The sequence below is a fragment of the Streptacidiphilus cavernicola genome (assembly GCF_042510955.1).
In the GTDB taxonomy this organism is placed as follows: Bacteria; Actinomycetota; Actinomycetes; order Streptomycetales; family Streptomycetaceae; genus Streptacidiphilus; species Streptacidiphilus cavernicola.
The window spans coordinates 82413-102061 of the sequence record NZ_JBHFAB010000004.1 but is presented as its reverse complement, the minus strand read 5'-3'; the positions used below and the strand labels follow the sequence as shown (position 1 = coordinate 102061).

The following is a 19649-nucleotide window of genomic DNA, read 5'->3' as shown; positions in this document are numbered from 1 at the left end:
CGCCCCTGGCCCGCGGCCCCGCCGCGGTCGGCGCCCTACCTGCACCCTGGCTGGACCCGCAGGGTCACCGCGGTCCGCCGCGCTGTTCGCGGATCGAGGCCACCACCTGGGCCGCTGTCTCCCGCACCGCGGCCAGCTCGGTGAGGAACTGCCAGTAGTCGGGATGACGGCCCGTCAGGGAGGCCTCGGCGCGGTCGAGTCGGGCCACCGCCGCGTCCAGCGGGGCCGCGTGCCGGGGGTCGGGCGCGCTGCGTCCGTCCATCGCCAGGCGCTGGGCGTCGCGCAGCGCGAACCGGGTCCGCTCGATCTCCGCCCCGGGGGCCCGCTGCGCCTCGTTGAGGGAGTGCAGCCGCTCGTTGACGGTGGCCACCGAGCCGTCCGCGGTGTTCAGCAGGGTTCGGACGGTGGCCAGGATGCTGATGGCGTCGGCCCAGCGCTGCTCGTCCCGGGCCTTGGACGCCTCGCCGAGCCGGGTCTGCGCGGTCCGCACCGCCGCCGCGGTCTGGTCCGGGACGTTCTGCAGATCCTGCCAGCAGGCGGTGCTGAACCGGCGGCGCAGCTCGCTCAGCACCGGGGCGATGTTGGCCGACCGGGTCTCCAGCGCCTCGGTGCGGGTCCGCAGCGAGCCCAGCCGCTGGTCGATCTCCCGGGCCTGCTGCGGCAGCTTCTCCGCCTCGGCGCGGATCGCCTCCGCCTCGCGCTGGGTGTCGGCTGCGGTCCGCAGCATCGGCTGCACCCCGTGCTTGCCCGCGCCCTCGCCGAGCAGCTTCAGCTGCGGGCCGAGCGCGGCCAGCCGACGGGCCAGCTCGTCCGCGCCGAGCCGCGCGGCGCGGGCCGCGTCCAGGGCGTTGCTCGCGGCCAGCCAGGCCTGCTTGGCCCGCTCCACGGCCGGGGTCACCTGCGCCAGCTGCGTCTCCGCGGCGTCGAGCAGCGGCTGCAGGAAGCCGAGGAAGCGCTCCAGCTCGGTCTTCGCCGCGACCAGCTGCTGCCGGGACTGCTCCAGCTGCTGCCGGGCGCGGGCGGCGGTGCCGGCGTCCAGGTCCTCGGCGTCCAGGTCATGGGCGTCCAGCGCGGTGATGTAGGCGGTGCTGACCTCGTCGATCCGGTGGCCGAGCGCGGCGAAGTCCGCGACGGCGCGGCGCGCGCCGGGGGAGTCGTCCGCGGCGGAGACCACCTCCACCGAGATCCGGGCGTCCCGCTGGACCGTGTCCAGCTCGTAGAACGCCTGCGCAGCGGCGTCCTTCGCGGCCTGCGCGTCCGCGCGTACGCCCTCGGTGCGCCGCCACCGCGCTGATCCCGCCGCCACGTCGTCTCCTGCTCGCAACCATCGCCCCGTCGGGCCGCCACGGCCCGCCCGCCCCATCCTCGCACCCACCCCAGTCGCGCCGCACCCAGCCCGGCACCGAACGCGCCGCGGAGCAGGTATTGTTTCCCTGTCCCGGGCGCATAGCTCAGCGGTAGAGCGCCGCCCTTACAAGGCGGATGTCGGCGGTTCGAAACCGTCTGCGCCCACACATGGGGTGAGCTGGTGCGGACCCTCTCCGTGGCTCGAATGGAGAGGGTCCGCGCCACCGCTGGAGTCCACACAGAGTCCGCAACGCCGCTTGGAGCATGAGCCGTGGGCGGCGTTTTGACTACCTGTCATGCCTCGCAAATCGGGGCAGCCGGCAGATCGGTTACTCTCGCCTGCGCCCGGACGACTGCCTGATCGACCACGTAAGCCATCAGGTGTTGCGAGGACCCCAAGAATCCGCCGGCTTCTTCCGCAACCGCGAGATCAAGAAGCGTGGGCCGGACAAGCAGCCCCGGAAGCGCTCGGCTCCCTCGTCGGAGTGGCCGGGCATGCCGATGTCCCGTCCCATCAGATCCCGGGACGGGGCATCGTGCTGCGTTACTCGCTATCGGTGTCCTCGGGGACGAGGAACCCGCGCACCGGCTGCGGCTGGCTCTGGTCCTGCTGTGCTGCGCGGAGTTGTTCGACGAGCTGGGTGTACTTCGGGTTCACGTACTCAGCCATGCCCGTAGCCTACGGCCGCCGGGTCCTCAGGCTGCCGATCCTCCGGACGGGGGCTTCGGGACCGGGATCGGGACGATCGGCCCGCACCCGCCCGGAGGCGTGTGCCAGGTCTGCGCTGCGACCGCGACGGACTGCTCGTCCGGGCCGGCCCACAGTTCCAGATCGGGGACGTACCCGGCTCGGTCGATCGTCTCCAGGGTGCGGGCGAGGACCGCGGGGTCGTAGCCGGCGTCCACGGGCAGTTCGGGGTAGTGGTGGACGAACCCGCCGAGCAGCTCGCCCAGTTCGGCGTACAGGGCGGTGTGCAGGATCAGGGCGTGCCAGCCCTCGTCGACGACGGGGGAAGGGGCGATGCGGGCCGAACGGTCGTGGGCGCAGACGGCGAGGAACCGCAGGGCCTCGGCGGTGATCCGTTCGGCGAGGTTCATGGCCATGCCGGGGTTGTTCTGCCGGACCGTGGCGGCGACGCCGTGGAACTGGCCCGGGCTGAGCAGGTCGCGCGGGTTGCGGTCGAGGACGGGGTTGGACGGCCTGGGGGTGCTCATGGGAGGTCTCCCTTTTAGGGCGTGGGCTTCCGCCGATGCGGAAGCTCCCTAAGGAAGTTTCTCGCTACTTCCCTAGGGAAGTCAACGCTCGATGGGCACCCGTCAATCCCCTTCCGTCACGCTGGAAACTCCCACTCCATCAGGTACCGGGAGGCGTCCAGGACCATCTCGTTGACCTCCACCGGCACCCCACCTTCGGCATACGCGTACCGGACGATCAACACGACGGGGGCTGTCACGCCGAGCCCGAGCGCAGCCGCCTCCTCGGGCAGCGCCAGGCGCGCGCGGACCTGCTCCCGGAAGTGCACCGGACCGTGCCCCAACTCGGCCAGTCGTGCGTAGATCCCGCCCGACCCCGTGTCCTCGCGCGTGATCGCGGACCCGGCGACCAACTGCGCGGGCAGGTACGACGTCGCGAGCATCACCGGCTGCCCTTCGACCAGGTAGCGGCGGTCCCGCACCCACACCGGGTCGGCCGGCTGAAGGTTCAGCGCGGGTGCGATGTGCTCGGGGCACGGCTGCTCGGCCACGGCGACCCGGTCGGTGGTCAAGGGCCGCTGGTCGAGGTCGGCCTGCCAGATGGACCGGCCGCCGCCCCATTGCTCGGCGGCGAGGCGCTTCACCCCTTGACGCATGATCGGCCGGAACGCCCGTACCCGCGTCGCTGATCCGCGCCGAGCCTCGGTCAGCCCTTCGGCGGCGAGTACCCCGAGGGCTTTGCGGGCGGTCTCGGCCGCGACGGCGTACTGGGTGACGAGGGTGTTCTCGCCGGGCACCTTGTCGCCGGGGGCGAGCTCGCCGGACATGATGCGGCGCCTGAGCTCGTCGGCGATCAGGCGGTAGGGCGGGGTTGGCACGGTGCCTCCAGAGTCGAGATCTCTAGGGAAGCACTGTAGGGCCCGAGGGGCGAGAGGTGAGTGTGGGTTGGCGGTTCCATGGGAGCGCCCCGCTGATCGGATCCAGCGGGGCGCTGGCTTCCATCACCTGCGGGCGGATAGGAGCCGCGTCCCTGGCGGTTGGTTGTGCTGGGACCCGGGCTGCGGGCCTGCCCTGCCGTGGGGGTAGGAGCAGCCTGTGCAGTGACGAGGACGCTACGCCCGGGGTGGGCGCGGGGCTAGCCCTAACTGAACGGCTTGATCCTGTTGGCGATCTTGTGTGGGTCAACTGGCGGTGGTGCAGAGGGCGCGGAAGTGGCTGGGGACCCGTCGTGGGCGGGTGGGATCGGTGATCCAGTCGGCGATGCGGGTGACGTTGCAGGCCAGGCTGGTGAGGACGTGCTGTACGTGTGTGCAGTTGGCGTTCGGGGACGCCCATGCGGCGGCGGTGCTGCGGCACGTCGCGGAGGATGGTGATCCGGTCATGCTCGACGAGCTGCGGGCGGTGCGGTTGTGGCCGCGGTGATGGCGTTGCACCGGCATCCGGTGACGGCCTGGGCGCGGGAGAACGGGCAGGCTCGGCAGACCGAGGATGCCCGGCGCAGGGCTGCTCAAGCCCGGCTCGAGGGCGCTCCCGGTAGAATGGCTGGTGATGCTTCACGACCTGCGGGCCGCGCTCGACGCCGCCAACCAGGCCATTCGCTCCTTCTCCAGCGCCCGTGTCGGGCGTCCCTGGACTGAGCACGACCGGGCCCAGTACCGGGTGCTCCTCGCCGCGTGGCTGGACCCGGCACAGGAGGCCGAGGATGAACCCGAATCCGTCGGCGTGTAAGCTCCCCGCCCCCGGCGCTACCGAACGGTGCGAACGTCCGCGTACCTGAGGTGGCCACGATCGACCGTATGTTCGCTCGCTTCTCGGGCGCCTTCACCTCCCTGTGCTGGTCGGCCCTCGTACGCCTCCTCTGGGCGGCGACCTTCCACAAACACGGGATCATCGTTCGCATGCTCGGGATCGTCGGGTTCTGCCTGATCCTCATGCCCGTCGGGCTCGCGGCCTGGGAGCGAATCCACCCGCGACCGCAGCGGCGCAGGTCACGCGAACGCGAAGCTGCCGAACAGGCCGAGGAGTACGCGCGACCGCTCGTCTGGGCGGCCAAGTCCGGGTCCAGGTCCCAGACCCCGCCTGAAGGGTTCCGGGGGCAACGGGATTGTGGTGCGGCACCGGCGGTCGCCGAGCACGGCGGCGCGGCTGGAGACGGTGATTCGGGGCAGCCGGGCGTCGGCCGCGGCATCGGCGTCGTGCTGTTCCAGACTGAGCGAGGCGATCCGGGCCGCCGGGTCCTGGGCCGTCGGGCAGCCCTTTCAGTCTCTGGGCCCGGGGATTTGACGCATGGTCACTTCAGGTTCCGTCGGCGTCCGATCGGCTCGTGACGGATGCCGACGGGTCTTGAGCGGAGGCGATGCGGTCGAGCCATTCCTGCATCAAGTCCTGTTCGCGGGCGGTCAGGGCGGTGGTCCGGGGGAGGACGGCGCGGAGGGCGACCGCGGCGGTGACCGGGGTCGGGGGGTGAGCGGCGGGCGTGTCGGTGGTGATTGCGGCGATGACGGCTTCCCGGGCCAGGGTGGAGAGTTCGGGGTCGCGGCGCTGCTCCGGCATGGCGATCAGGGTGAGGGTGGTGCCGCGACCGCTGGCCTGGATCAGGTCGGTGGCGCGCTCCTCGCTGACGCGCAGTCGGCCCGCCTCGGCGATCCGTCGGACCAGGGCGGAGAGGAACGCGAGCCCGGCGACCGCGGACGGCGGGGCGGCGCCGGGTCGGGGCTCGTTCATGACCAGGTAGAGGGCCGGGTTGGCCAGGCCGAAGCCGATGTGGAGATCCCAGCCCGCGCGTAGGTCGGCCACCGGGTCCGCGGTGGGCTCCAGGACGGTCTTGTCCTTGAGGTAGGCGGTGAAGCCCTCGGCGGCGACCGCGTCCAGCAGGCCCTGCATGTCGCCGAAGAGGCGGTAGATGGTCGGGGCCTTCACCTCCGCAGCGGCGCCCACCGCGCGGGTCGACACCGCACCCCGGCCGCCTGCGGCGAGCAGTTCGGCCGTGGCGGCGAGGATGCGCTCGCGGGGGCCAGATCCGGCGGAAGTGTTGGCGGTGTCCTCCATATAGCAACGATAACAGGGGAGCGTTTGCGCTGCTAACGTAGCGCTGTTAATGTCGATTGCGTTAGCAGTGAATGGAATGTCTTGTATCGGAGGCTGTGATGATCATCATTACCGGGGCCAATGGCCTGCTCGGCCGGGGGATTGTCGAGCAACTGCTCGTGCGCGTTCCCGCCGACCGGATCGCGGTGAGCGTGCGCGACCCGGAACGGGCACGGGGGTTGCGGGGGTTGGGCGTTCGCGTGCGTCGTGGTGACTTCGCCGAACCTGCGAGTCTGGCCCATGCCTTCGAGGGCGCCTCGCAGGTGCTGCTGGTGTCCTCCAACACCGCCGGCGCGGACGCCGTCCGGGATCACCGCGCCGCGATCGAGGCGGCCGTGGCCGCGGGCACCGACCGCATCCTCTACACCAGCCACATGGGCGCGAACCCCGCGTCCCCCTTCGCGCCGATGCCCGACCACGCGGCCACCGAGGCGGTGTTGCGCGAGAGCGGGGTGCCCTTCACTTCGCTGCGCAACGGCTTCTACGCGTCCACCACGGCGATGCTGCTGGCCGCCGCGCTGAAGACCGGGGAGTTGAGGCTGCCGCCGGACGGGCCGGTCTCCTGGACCGCCCACGCCGACCTGGCCGAGGCCGCCGCGATCATCCTGGCCAAGGGCGGCTTCGACGGACCGACCCCCGCGCTGACCGCCGATGCGGCCATCGACGGGGACGGGATCGCCTCGCTCGCCTCGGAACTGACGGGCCGTCCGATCAGGCGGGTGGTCGTCCCGGAGGGCGAGTACCGGGACGGACTGGTCGCGCAGGGCGTGCCCGAAGGGCGGGCGGACATGCTGCTGGGCATGTTCGAGGCAAGCCGGCAGGGCGAGTTCGCCGCGGTGGACCCGGAGTTGGGCCGACTGCTCGGCCGTCCGACCACGCCGCTCCGGGATGTGCTGAAGGCGGCACTCGACGGGTGAACCCCGGTACCTGGCCTGGCCGTCGGCGGCGTCGCCCACGCCGCCGACGCCGTGGCTGACCTGTCGTCAGTCAGAGGTTAGCCGGGGTTGAGGGTGTTCGGGTTGCGGGCATTCGCTGAGCAGGGTGACGGCGGCGAGGAGGGTGGCGGTGCCCACGGCCGCGGCGAGGGTGAGGTGTTCGCCGAGCAGGGTGACGGCCAGTAGCAGTGCGGCGACCGGCTCCAGCATCATCACCACCGATACCGCGGTGGCCCGGACCGTGCCGATCGCGGCGAAGAACAGCGCGTAGGCGAGGGCGGTCGGGACCGCGCCGAGGTAGCCGAGCAGGGCCGCTGCGGTGGCCAGGTGGTGCGCGCGGGGGAGCAGCGGCCCGGTGGCGGCGGCCAGTGGCAGCAGGCAGACCGCACCGACGGCGAAACCGCACAGGGCGCGGTCGTACGGGTCGCCGGTACGGCCGTCGCGGGCCTGCGCCTGGCCGAGCAGGTTGATCGCGGCGGAGCCGGCGGCCGAGCCCAGTGCGCAGAGCAGACCCAGGACGGGGTGCGGTCCGGAGACGGAGGCGGAGGCGTTGGCGGCGGCGCTGGCGGAGTGGCTGCCGTCGCCGCCGCTCGTACTGCCGAAGGCGAGCAGGGCCAGGCCGGTGACGGCGAGGGCGACTGTCGTCGCGCCGCGTCGGCCGAGGCGTTCGCCGAACAGGAACCGGGCGGCGATGGTGGTGAGCACCGGGGCCGCGCCGAGGGTCGCGGTGGTGCCCAGGGCGAGTCCGGCGAGGTCGACCGAGGCGAGGTAGCAGGTCTGGAAGGTCGCCATCAGCAGCCCGGTGCCCAGGAGGGGCAGCAGGCGCGGACGCGGGCCGGGGCGGACCCGGCTCGCCGCTCGCGGGCTCGCACGGCGGATCAGCGGGCGGGCCGCGGTCAGCAGCGCCGCGCCGAGGGCGAAGCGCCAGCAGGAGACGGCGATCGGGCCGAGGCCGCTGATCCGGTGCAGCAGCGCGGCGGCTGCGCCCGCGCTGCCCCAGGAGGCGGCGGCGAGGCCGATGGTCAGCAGTGCGCGGCGGTACGAGCGGTCGTCCGCGTGGTGCGGGCGGGCGGTTCTGGGCGCGGGCAGGGGGGTGCGTACGGGCAGGGAGGGCATGGCGAAGCTCCGGTGAGAATGGTCGCTGGTCCGCGGGGTGGCACTGGGGTCGCGGGCAGCGCTCACCGGCCCGACGGCTCGTCAGAGAGCGTTCGGGGCAGCGGTGTTCGGAGTTTCGGTGCCGCCCGCTAGCGGACGGGCGGCGGCAGGACGGCGAGCGAGTACGGGGCCATGGGCAACAGCCTAGCCGGGCTGGTGCCCGGCCGAGCGGGGCGACGGTGGGTCGGGAGGGGGCCCGCTGGGAGGGCTGTGAACGGGCCGAAGTGGGCCGTAGGTGGCGGGGGAGGGTTGGGAGCGGGCCGGAGCGGGCCGGAGTGGGCCGGGTTGGGCCGTCCGCGGGTCGGGAGCGGGCCGAAATGGGCCGGGGGAGGGCTGAAGCGGGCAGGGGCAGGCCTGTTGCCGGGGCTGAGCCGGAGGCGGAAGCGGGGCGTCAGGTTCCGCCATGTCCTTGACATAAGAAATTTACCGTTCGCGGTCTACCCGCATAGACCCGTGACCGGGAGGCTGGGCGCGCACCACGTCCCACACCACTCCCCCCTGTCACGGGAAGGCCTTCGCATGTCCGGATTCAGGCTTCGCCGCTCCATATCCGCCGGGCTCACCACCCTCGTGCTCGCCGCCGGGCTGCTCCTCGGCACCGGCGCGGGCACCGCCAACGCGGCTCTGCCCACGCCCATCGCCGCCTCCACGGCCCGTACCTACCTGTCCAGCCTGACCGTCACCCCCGAGTCGCACGCGGACAGCTACGACCGCAGCCTCTTCCCGACCTGGATCACCATCAGCGGGACCTGCGACACCCGCGAGTTCGTGATCAAGCGCGACGGCAGCAACGTGGTCACCAACGCGGCCTGCACCGCCACCTCGGGCAGCTGGACCAGCCCCTACGACAACGTGGTCACCACCAACCCGTCCACCTTCGACATCGACCACCTGGTCCCGCTGTCCGAGGCCTGGGACTCCGGCGCTTGGGCCTGGACCACCGCGCAGCGGCAGGCGTTCGCCAATGACACCACCCGTCCGCAGCTGCTCGCGGTCTCGGCGAGCTCCAACCGCTCCAAGGGCGACGACGACCCGGCCGAGTGGCTGCCGCAGGCCTCGTACCAGTGCGTCTACGTCCGGGCCTGGGTGCAGGTCAAGCACTACTACGGGCTGAGCGTCGACGCCACCGAGAAGGCGGCGATCAGCGCTGTCCTGAAGAACTGCTGACCTTCCGTCAGAGACAGGGGGCGCTGACCGCGGTCGGTCGGTGCCCCCTTGCTACGCCTCACCTGCCCTGTGGTCGGCTCACGGCGGCCGGGCGGAGGGCGGCCAGTTGCTGGGCGAAGGGGATGAAGTCCTCGACCGGGGACGGGACCGGGGACGCGGCCGGGCGCGCGCCGGGGGACGGGACGGCCGCAGTGGACGGTGCGGGGGACGCGGCGGTGGCCTTGAACCGGCCGAGCAGTGCGGTGAGTTCGGCCGCGGCGCGGGTGATCCGGGTCGGGAGGCTGTCGGTGTGGGCGCCGCCGTCGCTGCCCCAGTCCTCGGAGGCGGCGTAGACGCCGGTGGGGACCACGACCGCGCGCAGGTACGAGAACAGCGGGCGCAGCGCGTAGTCCAGCACCAGCGAGTGCCGCGCGGTGCCGCCGGTGGCGGCGATCAGCACCGGCTTTCCGGCCAGCGCGGTGTTGTCGATCACGTCGAAGAAGGACTTGAACAGCCCGCTGTAGGAGCCGCTGAAGACCGGGGTGACCGCGATGAGTGCGTCCGCGCCGGTGACGGTCGCGACGGCCTCGCGCAGCGCGGCCCCGGGGAAGCCGGTGACCAGGTTGTCGGCGATGGCGTGGGCCAGTTCGCGCAACTCGACGACCTGGACCTCGACGTCGCGTCCCGACCCGACCAGGCCTGATCCGACCAGGCCTGATCCGCGCAGGCCCGACCCGACCGCCTCGGCGAGGCGGTCGGCGAGCAGCCGGGTGGAGGACGGCTGGCTCAGCCCTGCGGAGACGACGGCGAGGCGGACGGGTACGGTGGCGCTGGTCACGGTGCGGGCTCCCTTGCTTGATTGAGTGTCAGATCACAGTGGCGGCAACGGCGGTGGCGTCTCCGGACGCCGTCGCCCCAGCCGTCGCCGCAGCCGCCGCAGTCGTCGCGGCCACCCGCGCCGCGTGGGTCGGCGCGTCCGGGACGTCGGCCGGGCGGCCGATCGCGAACTCGCGGCGCAGCACCGGCACGACCTCCTCGCCGAGGATGTCGAGCTGCTCCAGCACCGTCCTCAGCGGCAGCCCGGCGTGGTCCATCAGGAACAACTGCCGCTGGTAGTCGCCGAAGTGGTCGCGGAAGGCGAGGGTGCGCTCGATCACCTGCTGCGGGCTGCCCACGGTCAGCGGGGTGTCGGCCGTGAAGTCCTCCAGCGAGGGACCGTGCCCGTAGACGGGGGCGTTGTCGAAGTAGGGGCGGAACTCGCGGACCGCGTCCTGGGAGTTCTTCCTCATGAAGACCTGGCCGCCGAGGCCGACGATCGCCTGCTCCGGGGTGCCGTGGCCGTAGTGCGCGAAGCGGGCCCGGTAGAGCGCGATCAGCTGCTGGGTGTGCTCCTTGGGCCAGAAGATGTTGTTGTGGAAGAAGCCGTCGCCGTAGTACGCGGCCTGCTCGGCGATCTCCGGGCTGCGGATGCTGCCGTGCCAGACGAACGGCGGCACGCCGTCCAGTGGACGCGGGGTGGCGGTGAAGCCCTGCAGCGGGGTGCGGAAGCGGCCCTGCCAGTCGACCACCTCCTTGGTCCACAGCTCGCGCAGCAGCGCGTAGTTCTCCACCGCGAGGTTGATGCCCTCGCGGATGTCCTTGCCGAACCACGGGTAGACCGGGCCGGTGTTGCCGCGGCCCAGCACCAGGTCCACCCGGCCGTCGGCGAGGTGCTGCAGCATGGCGTAGTCCTCGGCGATCTTCACCGGGTCGTTGGTGGTGATCAGCGTGGTCGAGGTGGACAGGACCAGGTTCTCGGTGCGGGCCGCGATGTGCCCGAGCATGGTGGTGGGGGAGGACGGGACGAACGGCGGGTTGTGGTGCTCGCCGGTGGCGAAGACGTCCAGGCCGACCTCCTCGGCTTTGAGCGCGATGGCCACCATGGCCTTGATCCGCTCGTGCTCGCTCGGCCTGGTCCCGTTGGTGGGGTCGACGGTGATGTCCCCGACCGAGAAGATCCCGAACTGCATCATGGTGCCGGCCTGCCCTCGTGGTAGTAGTTGAAGCTTGAACTACTTCCGTAACGAAGGACAGGCCGGAACCATTCCCGGACGTCCGACCCCGGCCGGGACCCGCTCAGTCCAGCAGCGCGGTGACGCTGCCCGCACCGACCGTGCGGCCGCCCTCGCGGACGGCGAAGCCGAGGCCGGGCTCCAGCGGGACCGGGCGGCCCAGCCGCACCGCCAGGTCGACGGTCTCGCCGGGACGCGCCAGGCCCGCCACCGCCGCCTCGCCGAGCAACTCGACGTCGCCGACCACGTCACCGGTCCGCAGGTAGAACTGCGGGCGGTAGCCGGTGCCGACCGGCGTGCGCCGGCCGCCCTCGGCGCTGCCCAGCAGGTACACCCTGGCGGTGAACCCGGTGTGGGTGCTGATGCTGCCCGGCGCGGCCACCACCTGGCCCCGGCGGACCTGGCCGCGCTGCACCCCGCGCAGCAGCAGCGCCACGTTGTCCCCGGCCTCCGCGTACTCCATCGGATGCCCGAAGGTCTCCAGGCCGGTGACCACCGAGGTCAGGCCGTCGCCGAGGCCCAGCACGTCCACCCGGTCGCCCATCCGGACCCGGCCGCGCTCCACCGCCCCGGTGACGACCGTGCCGCGCCCGGTGATGGTGAGCACGTTCTCCACCGGGAGCAGGAACGGCGCGTCGGTGTAGCGGACCGGCGTCGGGACGTGGGTGTCCACGGCGTCCAGCAGCTCGCCCAGCGCGGCCGTCCAGACCGGGTCGCCGGCCAGCGCGCGCAGGCCGGACACCCGGACCACCGGCAGCTCCGCGCCCGGGTAGCCCTGGGCGGTGAGCAGCTCGCGGACCTCCAGCTCGACCAGGTCCAGCAGCTCGGGGTCGCCGACGTCGGCCTTGTTGAGGGCCACCACGACGTGCTCGACGCCGACCTGACGGGCCAGCAGCACGTGCTCGGCCGTCTGCGGCATCACGCCGTCCTGCGCGGACACGACCAGGATCGCCCCGTCCAGCTGGGACGCGCCGGTGATCATGTTCTTGATGAAGTCGGCGTGACCGGGCATGTCGATGTGGGCGTAGTGCCGGGTCTCGGTCTCGTACTCGACGTGGGCGATGTTGATGGTGATGCCGCGGGCGGCCTCCTCCGGGGCGCGGTCGATCCGGTCGAACGGGACGAAGCTGCCGGTGCCGCGGTCGGCGAGGACCTTGGTGATGGCGGCGGTCAGGGTGGTCTTGCCGTGGTCGACATGGCCCATGGTGCCGATGTTGAGGTGCGGCTTGGTGCGCAGGTAGCTGCTCTTGGACGGGTTCTTGGACATGGCTGACTGGTTTCCCGGCTCTGCGAGACGTGTGGGGGGACCTCAGGGACGGGCCGACCTTCCCCGTCCGAGGTCCCGGGACATCCCGGGGAAGGTCAGCGTCGCGCGCCGTCGAACCGCGCGGCAGCGGGTGCCGCTGCGGCCGCGGTGGCAGCCGCGGGCATGGCGACTGCGGAGGCTGCGGCGGGTGCCGGGGCAGCGGTCATCGCGCCCGCGACTGCGGGCTTCCGGGCGATGACGTAGCTGGACATGCCGCCATCCTCCCTGGCCCGGCACTGCTGCGCGACTGGTTTTTCCGGTGCGAGGATGGGCGGATGAGTGAGTCCGGGGTCGAGGCAATGGTCACCAGGAGTCCGGACGCCGCGACGCTGCGGGCCCTGCGCCCGCTGCTGGACGCGGCGTTCGACGGACGGTTCTCGGACGACGACTGGGCGCACGCCCTCGGCGGAGTGCATGTGCTGCTCCGCGAGGACGGCGAGCTGGTCGGCCACGGCTCGGTGGTGGAGCGTCAGTTGTCCACCCAGGGCATCACCTTGCTCACCGGGTACGTCGAGGCGGTGGCGGTCCGGCCGGACCGTCAGGGCAGCGGCCTCGGCGCACTGCTGATGGACGCGGTGGAACGGGAGTTGGAGTCCGGCGACTACGCGCTGGGCGCGCTGAGCAGTTCTCGCCGCGCGATCGGCTTCTACCGGGCCAGGGGCTGGCAGCAGTGGCTGGGCCCGACCTCGGTCCGCACCCCCGCCGGGATTGTCAGGACCCCGGAGGACGACGGCGGGGTGTACGTCCTGGACGTGGACCTGGGCTTCGACCTGTTCGCCGGGCTGACCTGCGACTGGCGCGAGGGCGACGTCTGGTAGGCGGGCCGCCGGGCGGTCGCCCCGGCGCGGTGGGGCAGAATCGGAGCGGAAGGCACATCCATGATCCAGGGGGAACGATGAGCGCCAGCAGCGGCACCGGCAGCGGTGTCAGCGCCAGCAGCACCGGCAGCGCCAGCACCCGCAGCAGCACCGGCACCAGCACGGCGGCCGGGGAGAGTCCGGTCACGCTGATCACCGGCGGGGCCAGCGGCATCGGCGCGGCCACGGTCGGACGGCTGCTGGCGGCCGGGCACCGGGTCGCCGTCACCGGACGCGACCAGGCGCGGTTGGATGACTTCGCGGCGACCCTCGGCGCGGGACCCGACGCCCTGTTCCCGGTCGCCGCCGACACCACCGACTTCGCCGCGGTCCGGGCCGCGGTGGACGCCACGGTCAAGGAGTTCGGACGGCTGGACGGCGTGATCGCCAACGCCGGATTCTCCACCCATGACAACCTCGCCGACGGCGACCCGGACCAGTGGCGCGAGATGCTGCTGGTCAACGTCCTCGGCCCGGCCGTCCTGATCAAGGCCGCGCTCCCGGCGCTGACCCGGAGCGGCGGCCGGATCGTGCTGATCGGCAGCACCGCGGGGATCAAGAACACCCCGGGCAACATGTACTCGGTCTCCAAGACGGCGCTGACCTCGCTCGCCGAGAACGCCCGGGTGCTGGTCACCGGCTCCGGCGTGGGGGTCACCCTGATCGCACCGGGCCGAGTGGACACCCCGTTCTGGGGCAGCCACCCGGCCGGGACGATCCCGTCCGGCCCGACGCTGACCGCCGAGCACATCGCCGACGCCGTGGTCTGGGCGCTGGGGCAGCCGGCCGGTGTGGAGGTCAACTCCGTGGTGGTCCGGCCGAGCGGGCAGGCGCACTGACGCGATGGCGGTCTCCTGGTTCACCGTCCCCACGCCGCTGCCCAGCGGCCCGGTCCGGGTCGGCGTCACCGCGGACGGGGTGGTGGCGGCGTCCTTCGACGCTGGTCACGGCGTGCCGCCCGGCGGGGACGTCCTGCGGGCCGCCGACGAGGGCAAGGCGGCACTGGTGACCGAGCGGTTCGCGGAGTTCTTCGCGGGCCGCCGCCGGGAGTTCGACCTGCCGGTCGACTGGCGGTCCACCTCGGGCCCGCAGCGCGCGGTGCTGCAGACCCTGCACCGCACCGTGGGCTTCGGCGAGACCATCACCTACGGTCAACTGGCGTCGCGCAGCGGGGTTTTCGAGGAGGAGGCGGCTCAGGGCGGGCTCGCCGCGCGGGCGGTGGGGTCGATCATGGGCTCCAACCCGGTGTTCCTGCTGGTGCCGTGCCACCGCGTGGTCGCGGCGGACGGCATCGGCGGGTTCGGCGGGGGAGCGGTGGGGATGGAAGTCAAGCGCTGGCTGCTCACCCTGGAGGGCGTGCTGGAGCCGACCCTGGACTGGAACGGGCCTGGGTGAGTGGGCGCTCACTGACCTGGTAGGCGGGGGTGAGATGACTGGGGTGAGTGGGCGCCCACTCACCACGAGAGGCCGGGCAAGGTTCGGCTTCAGCAGTCGAACACCGACCAGCAGATGGCGTTGCGCAGCCGCTGGTCGTCACGTACGAGCTCGCGGATCGCCTCCGGGAGCTGATCGCGCTGCCACTGGCACTCGATTCGTCCCGCGGTCTCGCTCTCGCCTTCCGGCGCCGCCGCACGTGCCGCCTTGATCGCGTAGGCCGCCGCGCCGAGCTCGTGAGCGGCGACATGGGCGACCGCCCCCGCCTGGCCGGCGGCGTACGCGGCATGCCGTGCCGCCCCGCGCAGGTCCCTGGCTGCCCCCATCGCATGGCCGCCCGCCGCGCGAGCCTGCGTCATCGTGACCTCGCCGCGCACCCATGCCCGCGCATGCTCGATCGCCTGGCGTGGCCGCGGGTCCCCGGGCCGGGCCGACTCGAACAGGCCGAGGACGTGCTCCGCACACGAGGCAGCCCACAGGGCGAGGAGACGGTGATCCGCATCGGTGAGAGTCCCACCACGGCGGATCGTCACGAAGCGGGGGTCCCGGACCTTCGGGAGGATCATGACGTGCAGTCCTTCCTGCGCGGATCGGCCCTGCGTGCATCGGCACCACTCGCTGCGGGGTGCCCCGGCGCCCCGGTCAGCCGCCTGGCGCAGGGGGTGATCCAGAGTGCTCGCCAGAACCCTACGGCGAGTGAACGCTCACTCAGTAGGCCGGGGAGGCAGAGCCGGCGGCCTCCTCGACCGTCGGCTCCGCTGGACCCGTCGGCCCGGCCGATCCCGTCTGCCCTGTCTGCCCCGTCGGCTCCGCCTGGTCCCGCTGCTGCGGGAGTCGGCCGCCTGCCGCGCTGCGAGCCGCGCTGTCGCGGAGGGTGAAGGCGTAGACCCCCGCCGCGACCGAGAGCACCGCGAGGAACAGATAAGTGTGCTGGTAGGCGGCCACCGAGGGCCCGCCGGTACCGGCGGGCCCTCCACTCGTCCCGGCCCCGCCGCCCGAGCCGATCGCGCCGCTGCTCGCCGCGGCGACCGCGCCGCCCACCAGCAGGGTGGTGACCAGGGCCGGGGCCAGCGCCCCCGACACCTGCCGGACCACGGTGTTGAGGGTGGTCGCCTGGCCCATGTCCTCCCTGTCCACGGTGCTGAGCGTGGCCACTGTGGTCGGCATGAACACCCCGCCCATCGCCACGCCGAGCAGGAACATGTAGAGCCGGAAGGTCCACAGGCCGGTGCCGAGGTCGCAGGTGGACAGCAGGGCCAGGACGCCGCCGACGCCGACCAGGCCGGTGCCGACGATGACCCGCGGCCCGATCCTGGCGTAGAGGATCCCGGCCACCTGGACCGTCAGCAGGACGCCGAACGCCTCGGTGCAGGTGCTGGTGCCCGAGTCCAGCGCGGTGCCGCCCAGCGGGCCCTGGATGAACAGCGGGCCGAGGAACATCGCGCCCATGAACGGCACGTTCCCGACCAGGGTGACCAGGTTGAAGTCACGGAACAGCCGGTTCTGGAACAGACGCAGCCTCAGCAGCGGTTCCCTGGTGCGGAGTTCGACCAGGACGGTGGCGGTGAGCAGCACCGTCCCGGCCGCCAGCGTGGCGACGATGACGGGGGAGGTCCAGCCGCGCGCCGCGCCGGAGCACACCCCGTAGGTCAGCGAGGCGAGCCCGGCGGCGGAGAGCAGCAGTCCGGGCAGGTCGAAGCGGGCGGCCTTCGGGCGGAGGCGGTGGTCGTCCTCGCCGTGGTGGTCCAGGAAGAGCAGGCCGAAGCCGACCGCGAGCAGCCCCAGCGGCAGGTTGACGTAGAAGACCCAGCGCCAGGAGAGCCCGTCCACCAGGACGCCGCCGAGGATCGGGGCCAGTGCGGGGGCGATCTGCTGGGGGAAGATCATGATCCGGGAGGCGCGGACCCGTTCGCCGGCCGAGAAGGTGCGGAACAGCAGCGTCCCGGCCACCGGCATCAGCAGCCCGCCGGACAGGCCCTGGAGCGCCCGGAACAGCACCAGTTGGGACGGGTCGGCGGCCGAGCCGCAGAGTGCGGAGAACAGCGAGAACAGCGCCATCGAGCCGAGCAGCACCCGCTTGCCGCCGAGCCGGTCGACCAGCCAGGCCGAGGCAGGGACGGTCACGCCGACGCAGACCGGATAGACGACGACCACGCCGTCCAGGCCGGACGGGGCGAGGTGGAACTGACGGGCGATGGCGGGCAGCGCGACGGTGGTGATGGCGCCGTCGACGATGACCATGAAGACGGTGGAGACGAACATGACGGGGACGACGACACGTTGGCTGAGTCGACGGCGGTGAGCCATGGGGGGACCAGTCCTGTGAGCACGTGGGAGATGATCGTGACGGCACTGTCAGATCTGGCGTACATACTGAGCTTACTCACTATGTGGCGGCTCACAAGATTGGAGGGTCCGCGGATGAAGGGACCCGGCAGCAGCGACGCCTTGGTGGACGAGCTTTTCGTCACCACCACCCGGCTGCGCACCTACGTGGACGCCCGGCTGCGCGTCCACGGCGCGTCCGTCGCCCGGCTGCGGGCCCTGCGGATGCTCGCCGCCGCGCCGGAGCCGCTGCGGATGCGGGACCTGGGCGAGATGCTGGGGATCGCCGCCAGGACCACCACCAGCGTGGTGGACGGGCTGGAGCGGGACGGCCTGGTGGAGCGGGTCCGGCACCCGGTCGACCGCAGGGCGTTCCTGGTCGCCCTCACCGAGTCGGGCCGGGCCCGCCACCTGGACGCGGAGGCGGTCGACCGGGACGCGCTGGCCGTCGCGACCGGCGGCCTGGACGCCGACGACCGGGCCCGGCTGCGCGAGCTGCTGGCCCTGATCCGCGAGACCATCGACGCCCAGGGCGTCTGACCTGCGGTCCGGCTCGGAGGTGCGGCCAGCCTCGGAGGTGCGACCCGGCCGAGAACTGCGGCCCGGCCCAGCCGGACTGACGAACGGTCAGGACGCGCGGGCCGCGGTCAGGATCTTGTCGGCGGTGTGGAAGAACCGCGCGGTCGCCCGGACCTGGTAGGTCTTCTCCAGCATCGCGATCGGGTTGCCGCCCAGCCTGCCCTGCTCCAGCCGGATGACCACGAAGGCCTCCCCGTCGGTCGCCCCCAGTAGTTCCCAGTCGCCCTTGGGCGAGCGCTGCGGGAAGGTCACGCCGGTCAGCGGGGCGGACAGGAACACCACGCTCAGCCGCACCTCGGGGGTGACCTCGACCTGGTCGAAGGGGGCCGCCCGCAGCGCCGCCTCCAGCTCCGTCGCGGTGCGCAGCATCACCGTGACGTCGAAGCCCAGGCCCTGCTCCAGGGCGTCCTCGATGGCCAGGGTCAGCGCGGCCCGGTCCACCGGCTCCGGTGCGGTGAAGAAGACGTTGCCGCTGGCGATGTAGCTGCGGACCGCGCCCAGCCCGAGCCCGGCGAACAGCTCCCGCACCTGCGCCATCGGCGCCTTGCGCCCGCCGACGTTGACCGCGCGCAGGAACGCGATCCAGGTCTCGCCGCCGGGCGCGGCACCGGTCCCGCCGCTGCGTGTCGTCGTCCTCGGCATGGGTGCTCAGTCCTCTCGTCCTGAGCACCCTACCGAGCAGCACCCGCACCCGCCTGTTACCAGGCGTAGTCCTCCGGGGCGGTGCGGTGGCCGGGGAAGATCTCGTCCAGCCGGTCCAGTGCCTCCTGGTCCAGCTTCACGTCCAGCGCCTTGAGGGCGGTGTCCAGCTGGTCCGCCGTGCGCGGGCCGATGATCGGCGCGGTCACGGCCGGCTGGTGCAGCAGCCAGCCGAGGGCGAGGGTGCCCGGCTCGACGCCGAGCTTGTCGGCGAAGTCCTCGTACGCCTGCAGCTTCTCCCGCTCGGCGGACGACAGCTTCTCCGCCCTGGCGGCGCTCCGGCCGCCCTGCTCGCCGGCCTTGCGCAGCACGCCGCCGAGCAGGCCGCCGGCCAGCGGCGACCAGGGGATGACGCCGAGCCCGTGGTACTGCGCCGAAGGCAGCACCTCCAGCTCCACGGTGCGCGACATCAGGTTGTAGAGGGACTGCTCGGCGACCAGGCCGAGGAAGTTCCGCCTGGCGGCGGCGCCCTGCGCGGTGGCGAGGTGCCAACCGGCGAAGTTGCTGCTGCCCACGTAGAGGATCTTCCCCTGGGCGACCAGGACCTCCATCGCCTGCCAGATCTCGTCCCACGGGGTGTCCCGGTCGACGTGGTGCATCTGGTAGACGTCGATGTAGTCGGTCTGCAGCCGCTTCAGGCTGGCGTCGACGGCGCGGCGGATGTTCAGCGCCGACAGCTTGTCGTGGTTGGGCCAGTTGTCCTTGGGGTCGGCAGCCAGGCTGCCGTAGAGCTTGGTGGCGAGGACGGTGCGCTCGCGGCGCCCGCCGCCCTGGGCGAACCAGGTGCCGATGATCTCCTCGGTGTGGCCCTTGTTCTCTCCCCACCCGTAGACGTTCGCGGTGTCGAAGAAGTTGATGCCCTGCTGGTGCGCCGCGTCCATGATCTGGTGGGCGTCGGCCTCGTTGGTGAGCGGGCCGAAGTTCATGGTGCCCAGGCACAGACGGGAAACGGACAGGCCGGTGCGGCCGAGTGAGGTGTACTCCATGCGCCCACCCTCACCCCGACACGGCCGTGTTGTCGAGGGCGTCCGGGAAAAACGATCAGTGAACCACGACCGTTGTCGGGGCGGAGACCCGGTCCAGCCGGCGCGGTCCGGTGGTGGACCGGGCGCCGAGCAGCCGGGTCCGGAAGGAGAGCGTGCCGCGCCTGGTGGCCCGGACCGACACGGTGACCGAACGGTACGGCTTGCTGGAGCAGCTGACGGCGTGCCAGCTGCCGGAGCCGACCCTGCTGTCCACACAGGTGTAGGTGTAGAGGACCGAGTCGTCCCCGCCGCTGCCGGTGACCCGGACCGACTGGCCCACCCGCAGCGAGTGGGACGAGACGGTCAGCCCGATCGTCGACTTGGCGAAGGCCGTCCCGTCGCCGAGCAGCAGCGCGCCGAGGGCGACCCCGGTGACGGTGAGTGCGGTGGTGGTGCGGCGGATGTTGGTACGCATGATCGATTCTCCCCCATAAGTGCTGACATCGGATATCGACGCGTTCGATCCGCGCACGGTTCCTCCGGTAGGATGGCGCACGATCGAAGGGGAG

Annotated in this window: 24 protein-coding genes and 1 tRNA gene; 9 read left to right on the top strand and 16 right to left on the bottom strand. The window is 72.4% G+C overall.

All coding sequences use genetic code 11. The annotated features are described in order from the left end of the window. Nucleotides 1-64 precede the first annotated feature (64 nt). Entirely contained in the window at nt 65-1363 is a 1299-nt protein-coding gene (locus tag ACEZDE_RS06775) for a hypothetical protein (protein WP_380533973.1), read from the bottom strand. A 77-nt stretch (nt 1364-1440) separates the two neighbouring features. On the opposite strand from ACEZDE_RS06775, the gene ACEZDE_RS06770 reads away from it, so the two are divergent. Beyond that, nucleotides 1441-1512 (top strand) — tRNA-Val (locus ACEZDE_RS06770). Between the two features lie 379 nt (nt 1513-1891). Here the strand turns inward: ACEZDE_RS06770 and ACEZDE_RS06765 are convergent. The 4 genes from ACEZDE_RS06765 to ACEZDE_RS06750 all read right to left on the bottom strand — a co-directional run bounded on the left by ACEZDE_RS06765 (nt 1892) and on the right by ACEZDE_RS06750 (nt 3923). Beyond that, nucleotides 1892-2017, bottom strand: a complete 126-nt coding sequence (locus ACEZDE_RS06765) for a hypothetical protein (RefSeq protein ID WP_380533514.1) — start codon at nt 2015-2017, stop codon at nt 1892-1894. Between the two features lie 26 nt (nt 2018-2043). Then, the gene (locus ACEZDE_RS06760) at nt 2044-2562 is read right to left on the bottom strand and encodes a glycine-rich domain-containing protein (protein WP_380533513.1); all 519 of its coding nucleotides are present in this window, start codon (nt 2560-2562) and stop codon (nt 2044-2046) included. Nucleotides 2563-2678: 116 nt separating this feature from the next. Continuing rightward, nucleotides 2679-3419 (bottom strand): GntR family transcriptional regulator, encoded by a 741-nt coding sequence (locus ACEZDE_RS06755; RefSeq protein WP_380533511.1) that lies wholly within the window; start codon nt 3417-3419, stop codon nt 2679-2681. Between the two features lie 303 nt (nt 3420-3722). After that, nucleotides 3723-3923, bottom strand: coding sequence for a hypothetical protein (locus ACEZDE_RS06750; RefSeq protein WP_380533509.1), 201 nt, complete (start codon nt 3921-3923; stop codon nt 3723-3725). A gap of 166 nt (nt 3924-4089) precedes the next feature. Between ACEZDE_RS06750 and ACEZDE_RS06745 the strand changes: the two genes are divergently transcribed. After that, a complete protein-coding gene (locus ACEZDE_RS06745) occupies nt 4090-4269 on the top strand; it encodes a hypothetical protein (RefSeq protein WP_380533507.1) in 180 nt (59 codons plus the stop codon). Nucleotides 4270-4319: 50 nt separating this feature from the next. Beyond that, on the top strand, nt 4320-4868 hold the full coding sequence (locus ACEZDE_RS06740; protein WP_380533506.1) for a hypothetical protein: 549 nt from the start codon (nt 4320-4322) through the stop codon (nt 4866-4868). Here ACEZDE_RS06740 and ACEZDE_RS06735 read toward each other — a convergent pair. Next, nucleotides 4837-5589 carry a TetR/AcrR family transcriptional regulator gene (locus ACEZDE_RS06735; RefSeq protein ID WP_380533504.1) on the bottom strand — a complete coding sequence of 251 codons (753 nt, stop codon included), beginning with the start codon at nt 5587-5589 and terminating at the stop codon, nt 4837-4839. The genes ACEZDE_RS06740 and ACEZDE_RS06735 overlap by 32 nt on opposite strands. Nucleotides 5590-5687: 98 nt before the next feature. On the opposite strand from ACEZDE_RS06735, the gene ACEZDE_RS06730 reads away from it, so the two are divergent. Then, complete coding sequence (locus ACEZDE_RS06730) at nt 5688-6545, top strand: NmrA family NAD(P)-binding protein (protein WP_380533502.1); 858 nt, start codon at nt 5688-5690, stop codon at nt 6543-6545. 66 nt (nt 6546-6611) lie between these two features. Here ACEZDE_RS06730 and ACEZDE_RS06725 read toward each other — a convergent pair whose 3' ends face one another. Beyond that, nucleotides 6612-7679: an EamA family transporter gene (locus tag ACEZDE_RS06725; RefSeq protein WP_380533501.1), complete on the bottom strand. Its 1068-nt coding sequence runs from the start codon at nt 7677-7679 to the stop codon at nt 6612-6614. A 558-nt stretch (nt 7680-8237) separates the two neighbouring features. On the opposite strand from ACEZDE_RS06725, the gene ACEZDE_RS06720 reads away from it, so the two are divergent. Then, nucleotides 8238-8885: an HNH endonuclease family protein gene (locus ACEZDE_RS06720; RefSeq protein WP_380533500.1), complete on the top strand. Its 648-nt coding sequence runs from the start codon at nt 8238-8240 to the stop codon at nt 8883-8885. Nucleotides 8886-8943: 58 nt separating this feature from the next. On the opposite strand, the gene ACEZDE_RS06715 is transcribed toward ACEZDE_RS06720, so the two are convergent. The 4 genes from ACEZDE_RS06715 to ACEZDE_RS06700 form a co-directional block, all read right to left on the bottom strand. Next, complete coding sequence (locus tag ACEZDE_RS06715; RefSeq protein WP_380533498.1) at nt 8944-9702, bottom strand: FMN reductase; 759 nt, start codon at nt 9700-9702, stop codon at nt 8944-8946. Nucleotides 9703-9730: 28 nt separating this feature from the next. Next, entirely contained in the window at nt 9731-10873 is a 1143-nt protein-coding gene (locus tag ACEZDE_RS06710) for an LLM class flavin-dependent oxidoreductase (protein WP_380533971.1), read from the bottom strand. 106 nt (nt 10874-10979) lie between these two features. Further along, the gene (tuf, locus tag ACEZDE_RS06705; RefSeq protein WP_380533496.1) at nt 10980-12182 is read right to left on the bottom strand and encodes an elongation factor Tu; all 1203 of its coding nucleotides are present in this window, start codon (nt 12180-12182) and stop codon (nt 10980-10982) included. 95 nt (nt 12183-12277) lie between these two features. Beyond that, complete coding sequence (locus ACEZDE_RS06700) at nt 12278-12433, bottom strand: hypothetical protein (protein WP_380533494.1); 156 nt, start codon at nt 12431-12433, stop codon at nt 12278-12280. 63 nt (nt 12434-12496) lie between these two features. Here ACEZDE_RS06700 and ACEZDE_RS06695 point away from each other — a divergent pair, with 63 nt between their 5' ends. The 3 genes from ACEZDE_RS06695 (at nt 12497) to ACEZDE_RS06685 (ending at nt 14473) form a co-directional block, all read left to right on the top strand. Further along, nucleotides 12497-13039 (top strand): GNAT family N-acetyltransferase, encoded by a 543-nt coding sequence (locus ACEZDE_RS06695; RefSeq protein WP_380533492.1) that lies wholly within the window; start codon nt 12497-12499, stop codon nt 13037-13039. A gap of 77 nt (nt 13040-13116) precedes the next feature. Continuing rightward, nucleotides 13117-13917: an SDR family oxidoreductase gene (locus tag ACEZDE_RS06690; protein ID WP_380533491.1), complete on the top strand. Its 801-nt coding sequence runs from the start codon at nt 13117-13119 to the stop codon at nt 13915-13917. A gap of 4 nt (nt 13918-13921) precedes the next feature. Beyond that, complete coding sequence (locus ACEZDE_RS06685) at nt 13922-14473, top strand: methylated-DNA--[protein]-cysteine S-methyltransferase (protein WP_380533489.1); 552 nt, start codon at nt 13922-13924, stop codon at nt 14471-14473. 89 nt (nt 14474-14562) lie between these two features. Here the strand turns inward: ACEZDE_RS06685 and ACEZDE_RS06680 are convergent, their stop codons facing one another. Continuing rightward, nucleotides 14563-15078 carry a putative immunity protein gene (locus ACEZDE_RS06680; RefSeq protein ID WP_380533487.1) on the bottom strand — a complete coding sequence of 172 codons (516 nt, stop codon included), beginning with the start codon at nt 15076-15078 and terminating at the stop codon, nt 14563-14565. A 142-nt stretch (nt 15079-15220) separates the two neighbouring features. Then, nucleotides 15221-16774: a DHA2 family efflux MFS transporter permease subunit gene (locus ACEZDE_RS06675; RefSeq protein WP_380533486.1), complete on the bottom strand. Its 1554-nt coding sequence runs from the start codon at nt 16772-16774 to the stop codon at nt 15221-15223. 159 nt (nt 16775-16933) lie between these two features. Between ACEZDE_RS06675 and ACEZDE_RS06670 the strand changes: the two genes are divergently transcribed. Continuing rightward, nucleotides 16934-17377 carry a MarR family winged helix-turn-helix transcriptional regulator gene (locus tag ACEZDE_RS06670; RefSeq protein WP_380533484.1) on the top strand — a complete coding sequence of 148 codons (444 nt, stop codon included), beginning with the start codon at nt 16934-16936 and terminating at the stop codon, nt 17375-17377. Between the two features lie 87 nt (nt 17378-17464). Here the strand turns inward: ACEZDE_RS06670 and ACEZDE_RS06665 are convergent, their stop codons facing one another. The 3 genes from ACEZDE_RS06665 to ACEZDE_RS06655 are packed head-to-tail and all read right to left on the bottom strand — an operon-like array spanning nt 17465 to nt 19555. Beyond that, complete coding sequence (locus ACEZDE_RS06665) at nt 17465-18058, bottom strand: DUF1697 domain-containing protein (protein WP_380533482.1); 594 nt, start codon at nt 18056-18058, stop codon at nt 17465-17467. A gap of 56 nt (nt 18059-18114) precedes the next feature. Then, entirely contained in the window at nt 18115-19101 is a 987-nt protein-coding gene (locus tag ACEZDE_RS06660) for an aldo/keto reductase (RefSeq protein WP_380533481.1), read from the bottom strand. 55 nt (nt 19102-19156) lie between these two features. Next, nucleotides 19157-19555 carry a hypothetical protein gene (locus ACEZDE_RS06655; RefSeq protein ID WP_380533479.1) on the bottom strand — a complete coding sequence of 133 codons (399 nt, stop codon included), beginning with the start codon at nt 19553-19555 and terminating at the stop codon, nt 19157-19159. Between the last annotated feature and the right edge of the window lie 94 nt (nt 19556-19649).